General features: G+C 70.1%; 13 protein-coding genes and 3 pseudogenes. 7 read left to right on the top strand and 9 right to left on the bottom strand.

The features are described 5' to 3' along the window. Positions 1–200, top strand: a 200-nt coding sequence (locus A5701_RS06425) for a transporter substrate-binding domain-containing protein (RefSeq protein ID WP_156669951.1), incomplete at its 5' end; no start/stop codon positions are given. Further along, complete coding sequence (locus A5701_RS06420) at positions 200–2,476, top strand: serine/threonine-protein kinase PknG (protein WP_067749955.1); 2,277 nt, start codon at positions 200–202, stop codon at positions 2,474–2,476. The genes A5701_RS06425 and A5701_RS06420, both read left to right, overlap by 1 nt. A 73-nt stretch (positions 2,477–2,549) precedes the next feature. On the opposite strand, the gene A5701_RS06415 is transcribed toward A5701_RS06420, so the two are convergent. After that, positions 2,550–3,404 carry a DUF559 domain-containing protein gene (locus A5701_RS06415; RefSeq protein WP_067749960.1) on the bottom strand — a complete coding sequence of 285 codons (855 nt, stop codon included), beginning with the start codon at positions 3,402–3,404 and terminating at the stop codon, positions 2,550–2,552. An 84-nt stretch (positions 3,405–3,488) separates the two neighbouring features. Between A5701_RS06415 and A5701_RS06410 the strand changes: the two genes are divergently transcribed. Together A5701_RS06410 and A5701_RS06405 are read left to right on the top strand one after the other, a co-directional pair. Continuing rightward, entirely contained in the window at positions 3,489–4,802 is a 1,314-nt protein-coding gene (locus A5701_RS06410) for a DUF1800 domain-containing protein (RefSeq protein ID WP_067749953.1), read from the top strand. A 10-nt stretch (positions 4,803–4,812) separates the two neighbouring features. Then, the gene (locus A5701_RS06405) at positions 4,813–5,994 is read left to right on the top strand and encodes a DUF1501 domain-containing protein (RefSeq protein ID WP_067749949.1); all 1,182 of its coding nucleotides are present in this window, start codon (positions 4,813–4,815) and stop codon (positions 5,992–5,994) included. On the opposite strand, the gene A5701_RS06400 is transcribed toward A5701_RS06405, so the two are convergent. The 3 genes from A5701_RS06400 to fgd are packed head-to-tail and all read right to left on the bottom strand — an operon-like array spanning position 5,983 to position 10,214. After that, a complete protein-coding gene (locus A5701_RS06400; RefSeq protein WP_067749957.1) occupies positions 5,983–7,119 on the bottom strand; it encodes an acetate kinase in 1,137 nt (378 codons plus the stop codon). The genes A5701_RS06405 and A5701_RS06400 overlap by 12 nt on opposite strands. 13 nt (positions 7,120–7,132) lie before the next feature. Next, positions 7,133–9,211 (bottom strand): phosphate acetyltransferase, encoded by a 2,079-nt coding sequence (gene pta, locus A5701_RS06395; protein ID WP_067749947.1) that lies wholly within the window; start codon positions 9,209–9,211, stop codon positions 7,133–7,135. Further along, entirely contained in the window at positions 9,204–10,214 is a 1,011-nt protein-coding gene (gene fgd, locus A5701_RS06390) for a glucose-6-phosphate dehydrogenase (coenzyme-F420) (RefSeq protein WP_067749946.1), read from the bottom strand. Before fgd ends, pta begins: the two co-directional genes overlap by 8 nt. 35 nt (positions 10,215–10,249) lie before the next feature. On the opposite strand from fgd, the gene A5701_RS06385 reads away from it, so the two are divergent. Beyond that, complete coding sequence (locus tag A5701_RS06385; RefSeq protein WP_067749945.1) at positions 10,250–10,990, top strand: MBL fold metallo-hydrolase; 741 nt, start codon at positions 10,250–10,252, stop codon at positions 10,988–10,990. A gap of 78 nt (positions 10,991–11,068) precedes the next feature. Here the strand turns inward: A5701_RS06385 and A5701_RS06380 are convergent, their stop codons facing one another. From A5701_RS06380 to A5701_RS06370, 3 genes are read right to left on the bottom strand one after another with little or no spacing between them, the layout of a single operon-like run. Further along, positions 11,069–11,575, bottom strand: coding sequence for a GNAT family N-acetyltransferase (locus tag A5701_RS06380; RefSeq protein ID WP_067749944.1), 507 nt, complete (start codon positions 11,573–11,575; stop codon positions 11,069–11,071). A 6-nt stretch (positions 11,576–11,581) separates the two neighbouring features. Further along, positions 11,582–12,445, bottom strand: a complete 864-nt coding sequence (locus A5701_RS06375) for a class I SAM-dependent methyltransferase (RefSeq protein ID WP_067749942.1) — start codon at positions 12,443–12,445, stop codon at positions 11,582–11,584. Between the two features lie 2 nt (positions 12,446–12,447). Continuing rightward, positions 12,448–12,810: a DUF3054 domain-containing protein gene (locus A5701_RS06370; RefSeq protein ID WP_067749939.1), complete on the bottom strand. Its 363-nt coding sequence runs from the start codon at positions 12,808–12,810 to the stop codon at positions 12,448–12,450. 56 nt (positions 12,811–12,866) lie between these two features. Here A5701_RS06370 and A5701_RS06365 point away from each other — a divergent pair, with 56 nt between their 5' ends. Both A5701_RS06365 and A5701_RS28765 read left to right on the top strand, forming a co-directional pair. Further along, complete coding sequence (locus A5701_RS06365) at positions 12,867–14,051, top strand: acyl-CoA dehydrogenase family protein (protein ID WP_067749935.1); 1,185 nt, start codon at positions 12,867–12,869, stop codon at positions 14,049–14,051. 33 nt (positions 14,052–14,084) lie between these two features. Then, positions 14,085–14,375, top strand: a pseudogene (locus A5701_RS28765) (hypothetical protein); the annotation flags it as partial. On the opposite strand, the pseudogene A5701_RS27270 reads toward A5701_RS28765, so the two are convergent. Next, positions 14,366–14,701 (bottom strand): annotated as a pseudogene (locus A5701_RS27270) (FAD-dependent oxidoreductase); the annotation flags it as partial. The pseudogenes A5701_RS28765 and A5701_RS27270 overlap by 10 nt on opposite strands. 37 nt (positions 14,702–14,738) lie before the next feature. After that, a pseudogene (locus A5701_RS28495) lies at positions 14,739–15,135 on the bottom strand (hypothetical protein); the annotation flags it as partial.

Here is a 15,135-nt window from a genome sequence, read left to right as displayed (position 1 = left end):
ACCTGCACATCGTCGGACCCAACATGGCCACCCAGCCCTACGGCATCGGGGTCAACCTGACCAACACCGGGCTGGTCCGGTTCGTCAACGGCACCCTGGAGCGGATCCGCCGGGACGGCACGTGGAACACGTTGTACCGCAAGTGGTTGACGGTGCTGGGGCCCGCGCCCGCGCCACCGACGCCGAGGTATCTGGACTGATGGCCGAGTCGGAGAAGATCGAGCAGCCGGAAACCGGCGCCGACGAAAGCCCGGGCACCCAGCCGCCGGACACGCAGGGCGGCGGCCCGACCACGGGGCGCATCCAGGCCACCCAGGCGCTGTTCCGACCCGACTTCGAAGATGACGACGACGACTTTCCGCACATCTCGCTGGGCACCCTGGACAGCGATCCGCAAGACCGGGTGACGGTGGGGACGCGGGTGCTGCCACCGGTCCGCCACCTCGGCGGCGGCCTGGTCGAGATTCCGCGGGTGCGCGACATCGACCCGCTCGAGGCCCTGATGACCAGCCCGGTGGTGCCGGAGGGCAAGCGGTTCTGCTGGAACTGCGGGAAACCGGTCGGCCGGTCCGGCAAGGAGGGCAAGGGCAAGTCGGAGGGCTGGTGCCCCGCCTGCGGCAGCGCGTATTCGTTTCTGCCACAGCTGAACCCGGGTGACATCGTCGCCAACCAGTACGAGGTCAAGGGCTGCATCGCGCACGGCGGGCTGGGATGGGTGTACCTGGCGGTCGACCACAACGTCAACGACCGCCCGGTGGTGCTCAAGGGCCTGGTGCATTCGGGCGACGCCGAGGCGCAGGCGATCGCGATGGCCGAACGGCAGTTCCTCGCCGAGGTGGTCCACCCGCAGATCGTGCAGATCTTCAACTTCGTCGAGCACAAGGACCGCGGCGGCAACCCGGTCGGCTACATCGTCATGGAGTACATCGGCGGGCAGCCGCTCAAGCACGGCAAGGACAAGAAGCTCCCCGTCGCCGAGGCCATCGCCTACCTGCTGGAGATCCTGCCGGCGCTGACGTATCTGCACTCGATCGGCTTGGTCTACAACGACCTCAAGCCGGAGAACATCATGCTGACCGAGGAGCAGCTGAAGCTGATCGACCTGGGGGCGGTGTCGCGCGTCAACTCGTTCGGCTACCTCTACGGCACGCCGGGATTCCAGGCGCCCGAGATCGTGCGGACCGGCCCGACGGTCGCGACCGACATCTACACCGTGGGGCGCACCCTCGCGGCGCTGACGGTGAACCTGCCCACCCGCAACGGCCGCTACGTCGACGGCCTGCCCGACGACGACCCCGTGCTGGCGACCTACGACTCGTACCGGCGGTTGCTGCGCCGCGCCATTGACCCCGACCCGCGGCGCCGATTCGCCAGCACCGAAGAGTTGTCCGCCCAGCTGATGGGCGTGCTGCGGGAGGTCGTCGCCCAGGACACCGGCGTGCCGCGGCCGGGCCTGTCGACCATCTTCAGCCCGAGCCGCTCGACGTTCGGGGTGGACCTGCTGGTCGCGCACACCGACGTCTACCTGGACGGCCAGGTCCACTCGGAGCGGCTGACGGCCCGCGAGATCGTCACGGCGCTACAGGTGCCGCTGGTCGACCCGGCCGACGTCGCCGCCCCCGTGCTGCAGGCGACGGTCCTCTCTCAGCCGGTGCAGACCCTGGATTCGTTGCGCGCGGCCCGCCACGGCACGCTGGACGCCGACGGCGTCGAGGTGTCCGAGTCGACCGAGTTGCCGCTGATGGAGGTTCGCGCGCTGCTCGACCTGGGCGACGTGGCCAAGGCCACCCGGAAGCTGGACGACCTGGCCGAGCGGGTTGGCTGGCAGTGGCGGCTGGTTTGGTATCGGGCCGTCGCCGAGCTGCTCACCGGCGACTACGACTCCGCCAGAACGCATTTCACCGAGGTACTGGATACCTTCCCCGGCGAGCTGGCGCCCAAGCTGGCGTTGGCGGCCACCGCCGAGCTGGCCGGTGACGTCGACGAGCAGAGGTACTACCAGACGGTGTGGAAGACCAACGACGGGGTGATCTCGGCGGCCTTCGGGCTGGCCAGATGGCTGTCCGCCGAGGGCGATCGCGCCGGCGCGGTGCGCACGCTCGACGAGGTGCCGCCCACCTCAAGGCATTTCACCACCGCGCGGCTGACGAGTGCGGTGACCCTGCTGTCCGGCCGGTCGAAGAGCGAGATCACCGAGGAGGACATCCGCGACGCCGCCCGGCGGGTGGAGGCGCTGCCCCCGACCGAACCGCGGGTGCTGCAGATCCGCGCGCTGGTGCTGGGCTGTGCGATGGACTGGCTGGAGGACAACAGGGCCAGCACCAATCACATTCTGGGTTTCCCGTTCACCGAGCACGGGCTGCGCCTGGGCGTCGAGGCCGCGCTGCGCAACCTCGCCCGGGTGGCGCCCACCCAGCGGCACCGCTACGCGTTGGTGGACATGGCGAACCGGGTGCGGCCGACGAGCACGTTCTGAGTTGCGCCCTTGGCGCGATCGCATGTGCGTCCAGGGCGGCGACACGCCGTACGGCCCCACCCTGAGCGCACGCTCAAAGCCCTGAGCGCACACGCGATGCGGCCAGCGCGGCGCGAACCCGCCGCACGATCGCGGCCGGCCGGTCCTCGGCGACCACCCGGACGACGATCCAGCCCAACTCCTCGAGCATCTCGGCGCGCCGAATGTCCTTGACGTATTGCCGCCGGTCGGTGCGGTGTTGGTCGCCGTCGTATTCGACCGCCACCAGGTGCTCCTCCCAGCCCATGTCGAGGTAGGCGAAGGGAATGCCGTCGTCGGCTAGCACCGGGATCTGTGTTTGGGGCCGCGGCAGGCCACCGTCGATCAGGAGCAGCCGCAGGTAGCTCTCCCTGGGCGACTGCGACCCGGGGTCGAACAGCGCCAGCGCGGCTTCCAGGCGCCGCAGGCCGGGCGAGCCGGGATGGCATCCCGCGACGCGCAGCACGTCGTCGGCCTTGAAGCCCGTCGCCCGGGCCAGTGCGTCCAGCCGCGCGACGGCCGAGCGCACAGCCCCGCGCCGGCCGATGTCGAAGGCGGTGCGCTCGGGCGTGCTGACCGGGTAGCCGCCGACGAGCTGCGTCTCGCCGTCCAGCAGCACACCGCGCCGCGTCAGCACGCCGCGCGGCGGGCGGCCGTTGGCATGCGCCAGCTCGACGGGCACGTCGTCGGGAATCCATTCGGCGCCATGCAGTCTGGCGGCGGCGGCCCCGACCACCGTCGCCCTGCGCCCCGACCACAGCCAGGCCGCCCGGATGCGCAGCTCCAGCGAGAGCTGGGCGTCGTCGGGCAGGTAGACGTTCGGGAAGACGGGGCGGTAACGGGCCCGCAGTTCATGGCGGCTCAGCACGCCCGACCGCAGGGCCTCGCTGCCGAGGAAGGGTTGTTCCATGCCGGGAAGGTTCGCACCGCACCGCAGAGCCTCGTGTGCGGCCATCCACAGGGAAAACATAGGTCCATGCCGCAGAGTTGACCCATGCCTGGGCAGTCCACCGCATGGGTCAGCACGGCCCGCGCGCTACGGCGAGCCGGGTTCGGGGTGACCGGACCCGAGGTGGACGCCGCACTGGGCGGCGACTGGCCAACTTACGTCGATGCCATGCTGGCCGCGAATCCCGATGCCGACCCGGGAGCGATCGCCAGCCCGATGCCGACGTTGACGCCACCCCGACCGCCCGGAAAGTCCGCCGCGCCCGCGGCCCGCAAGCAGTACAACCAGCAGCTCTCCGAGCAGCAGCGCGCGTTGTCCGACTGGTGGCTGCACCGCATGGTCAGCGTGCGGCAGCCGCTTGGTGAGAAGCTGACCCTGTTGTGGCACAACCACTTCGCCACCTCCGCGCAGAAGGTCCGGGTCGCGGCGTACATGGCCGCACAGAACCAGAAGCTGCGCACCCTGTCGCTGGGCGACTTCCGCACCCTGGCCTACGCGATGCTGACCGACGCCGCGATGCTGCGCTGGCTGGACGGGCAGAGCAGCACCGCCAAGGCACCGAACGAGAACCTCGCTCGCGAGTTCATGGAGCTGTTCACGCTGGGACACGGCAACGGCTACACCGAGGACGACGTGCGCAACGGCGCCCGCGCGCTGACGGGCTGGCTGATCGGCGCCGACGGCAACACGACGCTGGCCCCGAAACGCCATGACGGCGCGGCCAAGACGCTGTTCGGGCAGACCCGTGACTTCGACGCCGCCGGGTTCTGCGACGCCGTGCTGGCCCAGCCGAAGTCGGCGGAGTACGTCGCGGGACGGTTGTGGCGACAGCTGGCCTCCGATGATCCGCCGTCGCGCCCCACGCTCGACAGGCTGGTCGCCGCGTACGGCCCCGGCCGGGACCTGCGTGCGCTGACCCGGGCGATCCTCACCGACGACGAGTTCGTCCACGGCCGGGCCACTGTCGTCAACCCGCCCGTCGAATGGCTCGTCGGCGTCATGCGCGCCCTGCGGGTGCCCCTCGACCCATCCACTCGAAAAGTCACCGACGCGACGTTGCACGCCCTCGGGCAGCGGCCGTTCTATCCGCCGAGCGTCGGCGGCTGGCCGCAGGGCCAGGTGTGGCTGTCCACCGCAAGCGCCGAGGCGCGGCTGCGGGCCGCCAACCGGCTCGCGCACGCCGGCGACCTGTCCGGCGTCGAAAGCGCCGCGCCCGGTGACCGCATCGACGCGGTCGGCTACCTGATCGGCATCGGCGACTGGTCGGACCGGACCGCCGACGCGCTGCAACCCCTGGTGCGCAACCCGCCACAACTGGTCGCCGCCGCGGTCAACACCCCCGAATACCTGACGTCCTAGCGAGAACACGATGCCCGAGATGAACCGCCGCAGATTCCTGGCCGCCAGCGCCGGTGTGGGCGCGGCCGGCCTGTTGTCGACGGCGGTGGCGGTCCGCTGGCAAGACCTGATGCGCGCCGCCGGGGACCGGCCGCTGGCCGACGGCGCGGGCGTGCTGGTGCTGGTCACGCTCTACGGCGGCAACGACGGGATCAACACCCTGATCCCCTGCGCGGACAACGCGTATCACGACGCCCGGCCGGAACTGGCCTACGCCCCGGGCGACGTCCTGCACCTCGACGAGGCGCTTGGTCTCAACCCCGCCCTGAAGGGTCTGGCGCAGTTGTGGGGCCGGCGGCAGCTCGCCATCGTGCGGGGAGTGGGTTATCCGCGGCCCGACCACAGCCACTTCCGGTCCATGGATATCTGGCAGACGGCGTCTCCCGCCGAGCCCGTGTCGACGGGCTGGATCGGCCGCTGGCTCGACGCCACCGGCGACGACCCGCTGCGGGCGGTCAACATCGGTCCCGTGCTTCCGCCACTCGCGGTGGGCGAAAAGCACACCGCCGCAGCGCTTTCCACGGCCCCGGAGCCGACCGGACAGGGCCTCGACACGCTGATGGGCGCGCTCGGCGCCGAGGACCGCGACGACACCCCGGCGATGGCCGCGGTGTGCAAGGCCTACCGGGCCGCCCGCACCACCGCCAACGCCTTCGAATCGGTGAAAGCCGCAGGAAACCAAGGTAACTCCCTGTCCGCACAACTGAGCCTGGTGGCCGAGGCGGTCCAGGCCCGCGTGCCGACACGGGTCTACACGGTGCAATTGGGCGGCTTCGACACGCACGCCGGGGAACGGGCCACGCAGCAGCGGCTGCTCGCGACGTTCGATGAGGCGGTGACCTCGTTCCTGCAGCGGGTCGCCGGCCGCAACGTCGTCGTGGTGGCGTATTCGGAGTTCGGCCGCCGGGTGCGCGCCAACGCGTCCCAGGGCACCGATCACGGCACCGCCGGTCCCGTCTTCGTCGCGGGCGCGCCCGTTCGGGGCGGTTTCTACGGCGACGAACCCAGCCTCACCGACCTCGATAACGGGGACCTGAAGTACACCACCGACTTTCGCGACGTGTACCACGAGCTGCTCGCGCGGACCGTGGGGACGGATCCCGCGCCGTCGGTGGGCGCCGGGCGGAAGAGCCTCGGCTTCCTAACCGCTTAGCGCGCTCACGCAGTCGCGGGCGATGGCCAGTTCCTCGTTGGTCGGGATCACCAGCACGGCGATCGGAGATTCGTCGGCGGAGATCTGCCTGGCGCCCTTGCCGCCGCCGAGGTTGCGGCGCTCGTCGAGCACGATGCCCAGCTCCTCCAGGCCCGCCACCGCGTCGCGGCGCACCGCCGCGTCGTTCTCCCCGATGCCGGCGGTGAAGCTGATGACGTCGGTGTGTCCCAGCACCGCCAGGTAGGCGCCGATGTATTTGCGCAGCCGATGGGTGAACACGCCGTAGGCCAATTGCGCTGCGGCGTCGCCGGATTCGATCATGGTGCGCAGCCGCCGGAAGTCGCGCTCGCCCGACAGCCCGACCACCCCGGACCGCTGGTTGAGCATGGATTCCACCTCGTCGACGCCCATTTTGGCGACGTGGCAGAGGTAGCTGACGATGCTGGGGTCGATGTCGCCGCTGCGGGTGCCCATCACCAGACCCTCCAGCGGCGTCAGGCCCATCGACGTGTCCAGCGGCCTGCTACCGGCGATCGCCGACGCCGAGCAGCCGTTACCCAGGTGCAGCACAATCTGTTTCAGGCCGCCCAGCGGCCGGTCCAGGAAGGCGGCGGCCTGCTGGCTCACATAGCGGTGCGACGTGCCGTGAAACCCGTAACGGCGGATCTTCCAGCGTTCGGCCAAGCCGCGGTCGATCGCATAGGTGGCGGCGGCGGGCGGCATGTCGTGGAAGAACGCCGTGTCGAAGACCGCGATGTGCGGGACATCGGGCAGCAGCTTGCGGGCCACCTCGATTCCCTTGACCGCGGGCGGGTTGTGCAGCGGCGCCAGTTCGGACAATTCGTCGAGCTTGCGGATCACCGCGTCGTCCACCGGCGTCGGCTTGTAGAAGGTGTTGCCGCCGTGTACGACTCGGTGGCCCACCGCCACCAGTCCGCAATTCCCGAGGTCGATCCCCTTCTCGGACAGCGCGTCGAAGGCCTGGCGCAGCGCCGCGTCGTGGTCGTGAACCGGTGACGACTCCTCCCCGATCCGTTCGACGTTGCCGGTCGCGCGGGCGACACCCGAATCCGGTTCGACCAACTGGTATTTCAGCGACGACGAGCCGGAGTTGATCACCAGCACGGCCCGGTTCGCGCTAGTCACGGACGTCCTGGGCCTGGATCGCTGTGATGGCAACGGTATTCACGATGTCTTCGACCAGCGCGCCGCGGGACAGGTCGTTCACCGGCTTGCGCAGGCCCTGCAGCACCGGCCCGATGGCGATCGCCCCGGCGCTGCGCTGCACGGCCTTGTAGGTGTTGTTGCCGGTGTTGAGGTCGGGGAACACCAGCACGGTGGCACGGCCGGCCACCGGCGAGCCACGCAGCTTGGTGGCCGCGACGGACGGTTCGATCGCGGCGTCGTACTGGATGGGCCCCTCGACCGGCAGCTCCGGCGCCCGCCGCCGCACCAATTCGGTTGCGGTTCTGACCTTGTCGACGTCGGCACCGGTGCCCGACTCGCCGGTCGAGTACGACAGCATCGCCACCCGCGGTTCGATGCCGAATTGCGATGCGGTGCGGGCGGAGGAGATCGCGATGTCGGCCAGTTGCTCCGGCGTCGGGTTCGGGATGATGGCGCAGTCGCCATAGGCCAGCACCCGGTCGGGCAGGCACATCAGGAAGATGCTGGACACCGTCGAGACGTCGGGCACGGTCTTGATGATCTCGAAGGCCGGCCGAACCGTGTGCGCCGTGGTGTGGGCGGCGCCCGACACCATGCCGTCGACCATGCCGTTGTAGACCATCATCGTGCCGAAATACGTTGCATCGCGCATGATCTCGCGGGCATGCTCGGCGGTGACACCCTTGGCCTTGCGCAGCTCGGCGTACTGATCGGCGAACCGGCGGCGGAGGTCGCTGGTGCGCGGGTCGATCACCTGCGCGCCGTCGAGGTCCACCCCGAGCTCCCCCGAGCGCTGCCGGATCTGCGCCTCGTCGCCCAGCACGGTGAGGTCGGCGACGCGGCGCTGCAGCACCCGGCCGGCCGACTTGAGGATGCGGTCGTCGTCCCCCTCGGGCAGGACGATGTGCTTGCGATCCGCCCGCGCCTGCAGCGTCAGGCGGTGGATGAACATCTGCGGCGTGGTCACGGTGGGAATCGGAATGGCAAGCTGTTCAAGCAGGTCCGGGACGTCGACGTAGCGGTCCATCAGCTCCAGCGCGGTGTCGATCTTGCGCAGCGAGTTCGCCGTGACGCGGCCGCGCGCCGCGGCGGCGGCGCTGGCCGCGTCGTAGGTGCCCAGCGTGGTGGCGATGATCGGCAGCCGCAGCCGCAGCCCGGCGACCAGCGCCGCGATGGAAGGGTGCAGCTGGAAGCCGCCGTTGAGGACGATGCAGGACAGCGACGGAAACCCTTCGGCCCCATGGGCGCTCGCCACGGCCAACACCACGTCCGACCGGTCGCCGGGGGTGATCACCGCCATGCCGTCGCTCAGCCGTTCCAGCACGTGGTCGGCGGTCATGCCGGCGACCAGCACGCCGGTGACCTCGCGTTCGCGCAGCGACGCCTCACCGCTGACCGGCGTTCCGCCGACGGCCTTTTCGAGTTCGGCCACCGTCGGAGCCGACAGCAGCGGCTCCTCGGGCAGCACGTAGCTGCGCTGGGTGAAGGCCTCCAGCGCTTCGGCGACCTCGTCCAGCTGAGCCGGTTCACAGCGGTTGGCGACCACCGCGGCGGCGTGGGCGCGCTGGTTGGACAGCTCGGCCAGGCACGCCGCGACGACGCCGGCCACCTCGTCGGGGGTCCGGCCCCGGCCGCTGACCGTGAGCAGCACGGGCGCACCGAGGTTGACGGCGATCCGGGCGTTGACGGAGAGCTCGGCCGGCCGCGCGACGTCGGTGTAGTCGCTGCCCACGATCACCACCGCGTCGCAGTCGTCGGCCATCGCGTGATAGGCGTCGACGATGGTGGCGATCGCGGCGTCGGTGTCGGCGTGCAGTTGCTGATACGTGACGCCGACGCACTGCTCGTAGGGCACGCCCGCGGTGGTGTGCTGCAGCAGCAGATCCAGGATGTAGTCGTGGTCCTTGCCGTCGGGCACGCGCGTGATGGGCCGGAACACACCCACTTTGGCGACGGTCGCGGTCAGGCGGTGCAGCAGCCCGAGCGCGAGCGTCGACTTGCCGGTCTCCGGTTCCGGAGCGGCGATGTAGATGGCCGAGGGTTCAGGCAAGTCGCCGCAGCCTGGGGGCCAGGTCCTTTTCGAAGAGCTCGAGGAACCGGCGCTGGTCGTGGCCGGGCGCGTGGAACACCAGGTGGTTGAGCCCCCAGTCGACGTAGTCCTTGACCTTTTCGACGGCCTCGTCGGGGTCCGACGCGACGATCCAGCGCTTGGTGATCTGCTCGATCGGGAGCGCGTCGGCGGCCTTCTCCATCTCGATCGGGTCGTCGATGCTGTGCTTCTGCTCGGCGGTCAGCGACAGCGGCGCCCAGAACCGGGTGTTCTCGCGGGCCAGCTCCGGGTCGGTGTCGTAGGAGATCTTGATCTCGATCATCCGGTCGATCTCATCCGCGTTCTTGCCCGCCGCTTCGGCGCCCTCGCGCATCGCGGGGATGAGCTTGTCCTTGTAGAGCTCTTCGCCCTTGCCGGAGGTGCAGATGAATCCGTCGCCTGCGCGCCCGGCGTACTTGGCCACCTGCGGTCCGCCCGCGGCGATGTAGATCGGGATGCCGCCCTCGGGCACGTCGTAGATCGAGGCGCCCTTCGTCTTGTAGTACTCGCCGTCGAAGTCGACGCGGTCGCCGAGCCACAGTTCGCGCATCAGCCGCACCGACTCGCGCAGCCGCGCGTAGCGTTCCTTGAACTCGGGCCACTCGCCCTCGTATCCGGTGGCGATCTCGTTCAGCGCCTCGCCGGTTCCCACACCGAGGAAGATGCGGTTCGGGTAAAGGCAGCCCATGGTGGCGAAGGCCTGGGCGATGACGGCGGGGTTGTACCGGAAGGTCGGCGTCAACACCGAGGTGCCCAGCACGATCCGCTTGGTGCGTTCGCCGACGGCGGTCATCCAGGCCAGCGAGAAGGGGGCGTGCCCGCCCTTGTGCCGCCAGGGCTGGAAGTGATCGCTGACGGTTGCGCTGTCCATGCCGTGCGCTTCGGCGGCGACGGCGAGTTCGACGAGCTCGCGCGGTGCGAATTGTTCGGCGGATGCCTTGTATCCAAGTTTCAGTTCAGCCACGGGTCATTTCTACTCCTCCGCCTACACTCGCGGGCATGGCGGAGCTCGTTCAAGTCACCGACCGGGTTCACCTCGCCCAGGGCGAGGCGGTCAACTGGACTCTGGTCACCGACGACAACGGCGTGATGCTGATCGACGCCGGCTATCCCGGCGACCGCCAGGACGTGCTGGCCTCGCTGTCCGCGCTGGGCTTCGGCCCGGACGACGTGCGCGCCATCGTGTTGACGCACGCACACATCGACCACCTGGGCACCGCGATCTGGTTCGCCGACGCGCACGGCATCCCGGTTTACTGCCACGCGGACGAGGTGGGGCACGCGAAGCGGGAGTACCTCGAGCAGGTGTCTATTGTCGATGTGGCGCTGCGCATTTGGCGGCCCCGGTGGGCCAAGTGGACGGCCCACGTGGTCCGCAGCGGCGGCCTGATCCGCGACGGCATCCCGACCGCTCGGGCGTTGACCGCGGAGCTGGCCGCGAGCCTGCCGGGCCAACCGAGCCCGGTCTTCAGCCCCGGCCACACCAACGGGCACTGCTCGTATCTGGTCGACGGTGTGCTGGTCAGTGGCGACGCCCTCATCACCGGGCACCCACTACTGCGCCGCAGCGGGCCGCAACTGCTGCCGGCGATCTTCAGCTACAACCAACAGGACTGCATCCGCACCCTGTCCGCGCTCGCGCTGCTGGAGACCGAGGTCCTGCTGCCGGGCCACGGCGACGTGTGGCGGGGGCCGATTCGGGAGGCGACCGCGGCGGCCCTCGCGCTCGCCGAAAGCTGAAGCCTGGTGGCGCCGAGTGTGGGCCCTGGGTACACCAACGGCCCGAAATTCGTCCGTAGACCCCACACTCGGTGAAACTCACTGACCGTCGAGAACCAGCCATTTCTCGAAGGCGATCGGGACGAACGGTCCCCAGGACGGCAGCGGATCGGCGGGCACCCGGGTATACCCGGTCGCGTCGTACAGCGCCTCGGCCTCGGGTTGCCGGTTGCCGGTGATCAGGTACAGCCGCCGATACCCGCGCGCGGCGGCCTCGGCCTCCAGCGCCGCGAGCAGGATTCGGGCGTAACCGCGCCGCCGGTGCGCGCGGTCGGTCCAAATGCGTTTGAGTTCGGCGGTCTCGGCGTCGTACCGCCGAAAGGCGCCGCCGGTGACGGGCACGCCGTCGAGCACCCCGATCAGCAGCCCACCGTCCGGCGCGGCCAGCTCCGCCTCCGGCACCGGCAGCCAGGACAAGTGCGTGCTCGGCGTGCCGCCGTAGCGCTGCGCGTACTCGTCGGCCAGCTCGGCCAGCAGGGGCTGCGCCAGCGGATCGTTGTGCGTGGCCGACACGAACCGCAGCGCTGATTGGTCAGAACCCGGCATGAACGTCTAAACCCTTGTGGCGGTGAGGTATTCCGGGACGAAGTCCGTCCCCCCACGCGGGGGCGCCGGCAGCCCCATCGCGCCCGACAGGTCGCCGACGCTGCGCTGCGCCGTCACCCAGCCGTTGGCGCCCAGATACTCGGGGACGTAGTGGTATCGGCCCGGATGCGTCAGGCTGGCCAGGTCGATCTCCACGCCGTGGCGGCGCCAGCCGTCGACGAAGGACCGCTCCGCCTCCAGGAGCAGGGGGGTCCAGGTGGGCATGTGATCGCAGGCGAGCCGGCTGCCGGCGGCGCTCATCGCGGTGACGCCCTGCAGCACCCGGTCCTGCAGTGCCGGCGTCAGGTAGCCGATGAGCAACTGCTCGGCGACCCACACCGTGGGCGCGGCGGCGTCGAAGCCGACGCGCCGCAGCGCGGCCGGCCAATCCTGGTGCAGGTCGACGCCGACCGCGCGCCGGCTCGCGGTCAGTTCGGCGCCCTGGTCGCGCAGCACTTCGGCTTTGAAGTCGAGCACCTCGGGCCGGTCGATCTCGTAAACCGTCGTCCCGGGCGGCCACCACAACCGGTACGGCCGGGTGTCCATGCCGGACACCAACAGCACCACCTGACGAAAGCCCGCCCCGACGGCATCGGCGACGAACTCGTCGACGAACCGGGTGTGCGCCGCGCAGAGGTCCAGGAACCTCGGGCCGCCCGCGTCGTCCGCGGCGAACCGGTCGTCGTCGATCACGCGGGCGAGCGGGTCCACCCCGGCGGCGCGCACCAACGGCTCGGCGAACGGATCGCTCAGCAGCCCCCTGTTGGTGGCGACCGCGCGCGCGGCGGCGCCGAATGCCGCGGTCACCGCCACGCCCGCCGCCGTTGCCATGGTCAGACGCCGGACCGGCGCCGCACGGTCAGCCCGACGACCGCCCGCCAGCCGAGCAACAACAGCGCGGTGACCGACGCCGCCACCACCACGAAACTGGCCGCGACGCCCGCGGAACTCAGCTTGCGCAACACCATGCCGACCACCACCGTGCACAGCCACACGACCACCCCGGTGGGCATCAACGCGGTCGGGCGCCGCCAGGCGCGGGACGCCAGCCACCCGACGGCGGTTCCGGTGAGGAACGGCCACGCGGTGGTGGCCACCCCGGCGATGTCGAGTCCTTCGTCGTGGCTACGACGCCCAGCCGCGCAGAAGACCAGCACACAGGCGACGTCCACGACGAGCCACACTGGCCGTCGCATGCAGCGAGACTACCGGCCGGGCCTGCCGAGGGCGGCCTAGTGGCAGGCTGAAGGCCATGAGCACCAAAAAGCCTCCCGCCTTCGACCGGTATGACCCCTTGGGCCTGGACGCCTCCCTGTCCAGCGACGAGCTCGCGGTGCGCGACACCGTCAGAGAGTTCTGCGCCGAACACGTCCTGCCCTACGTCGCGGAGTGGTTCGAGATCGGCGACCTGCCGGTGCGGGAACTCGCCAAGGGATTCGGCCAGCTCGGCCTGCTGGGCATGCACCTGGAGGGCTACGGCTGCGGCGGCGCCTCGTCGGTGCACTACGGCCTGGCCTGTACCGAGCTCGAGGCCGCAGACTCCGGAATTCGGTCGATGGTCTCGGTGCAGGGGTCGTTGGCGATGTTCGCGATCTGGAATTTCGGGTCCGAGCAGCAGAAGCAGGAGTGGTTGCCGGGCATGGCCACCGGCGAACTGCTGGGGTGCTTCGGGCTGACCGAACCCGACGTGGGGTCCGACCCGGCCGCGATGAAAACCCGCGCCCGCCGCGATGGTTCGGATTGGGTGCTGAACGGCCGCAAACTGTGGATCACCAACGGCTCGGTCGCCGATGTCGCGGTGGTGTGGGCGGCCACCGACGACGGCGTCCGCGGTTTCATCGTCCCCACCAAGACGCCCGGCTTCTCGGCGAACACCATCCACCACAAGCTGTCGCTGCGCGCCTCTATCACCAGCGAGCTGGTGCTCGACGACGTGCGGGTGCCCGATTCGGCGATGCTGCCCGAGGCGAAGGGCCTGCGGGGGCCGCTGTCGTGCTTGTCCGAGGCGCGCTACGGCATCATCTGGGGTTCGATGGGCGCGGCGCGGTCGGCATGGCAGGCCGCGCTCGACTACGCCACGCAGCGCACCCAATTCGGGCGCCCGATCGCCGGATTTCAATTGACCCAGGCGAAACTCGTCGACATGGCGGTCGAGCTGCACAAGGGTCAGCTGCTGTCGCTGCACCTGGGCCGCCTCAAGGACGGCGTCGGCCTGCGACCCGAGCAGGTCAGCTTCGGCAAGCTGAACAACACCCGGGAGGCCATCAAGATCTGCCGCACCGCGCGAACCATCCTGGGCGGCAACGGGATATCGCTGGAATACCCGGTGATCCGGCACATGGTCAACCTGGAGTCGGTGCTCACCTACGAGGGCACACCCGAGATGCACCAGCTGGTGCTCGGCCAGGCGTTCACCGGCAGCGACGCCTTCCGCTGACACGGGCCGCGCACACGTGCTGGAATGAGGGGCATGAGACTCACCGCGCTCCGCCGGGCGCTGGCGGCGCTGGCGCTGGGCGCCGTCGCCGGTGTCGCGCCGGCGGGCGCCGATCCCGGTTCCGCGCTGCCCCCGATGACGTCGAGCGGCGGCGGCCCGATCATCGGCGGCGGCAGCAACCCCGGGATCGCGCAGCAGTTGTTCAGCTTCGGCACGCCCAACGTGCAGGAGGTCGACGGCCCGGACGCCGCACAATTCATCACGGCCGCCGCTGCGAGCCCCAATTCCCAACTGGCGGCGCCCTTCTCGCTGATGCGGCGCGCGCCGGCGGCGACGATGAGGCTGTCGAAGGGCGTCACGGTCTCCATGCCCATCAGGTGCGACGTCACGGTCTTGGCCGTCAGGTCGATGGCGTTGACGTCGCCCCACAGCACCCGGACGTTCTTCTGCCTGCGCAGGATCAGCCGGGTGGTCGGGGCGACGTCGCCCTCGGACAGGATGCCGGTGGCCACCTGGTACAGCAACGGCTGGAAGAGGTGGGTCGTGGTCTTGGAGATCAGGGTGACGTCGACGTCGGCCCGCTTGAGTGCCTTGGCCGCGTTCAGGCCACCGAATCCGCTTCCGATGATGACGACGCGATGACGCGACATGCTCACCCCCTTACCGTACGACGCCGCCGGAAAGCGGCTAGAACGGCCACCCGTTGGAGTTGTCCTTGAATTTGCCGTTGACCGCGGTGCAGAAGTCGTCCGCGGTGCCGGCCAGCAACACGTAGTAGGTCTCGCCGCGGCGGCTCTCGTAGGTGTTGGGGGTGCTCCAGCCGCTGTTGCACAGCGAGGTCTGGGTGCCGGCCGTGGCGCGCCGCCAGTTGGTCTTGGCGCAGCCGGCCAGGGCGTCGACGTTGGGCGTCGCGCTCTTGGCGGCGACCACCATCGCGCCTCCCCATTGGCCGTCGCTGCGCCGGAAGGCGCGCGCCCCGAATCCGGCGTTGTTCGTCTGGCACGCCAGCGCGCGCCGCATCAGCGAGAAGGGCGCCGCCAGTTGGGAATTGGGGCTCGCAGCGGCGGCCGTGATGAATTGTGCG

Source organism: Mycobacterium sp. E3305 (assembly GCF_001666785.1).
GTDB lineage: Bacteria > Actinomycetota > Actinomycetes > Mycobacteriales > Mycobacteriaceae > Mycobacterium.
This window is presented reverse-complemented; position numbering and strand designations above follow the sequence as displayed.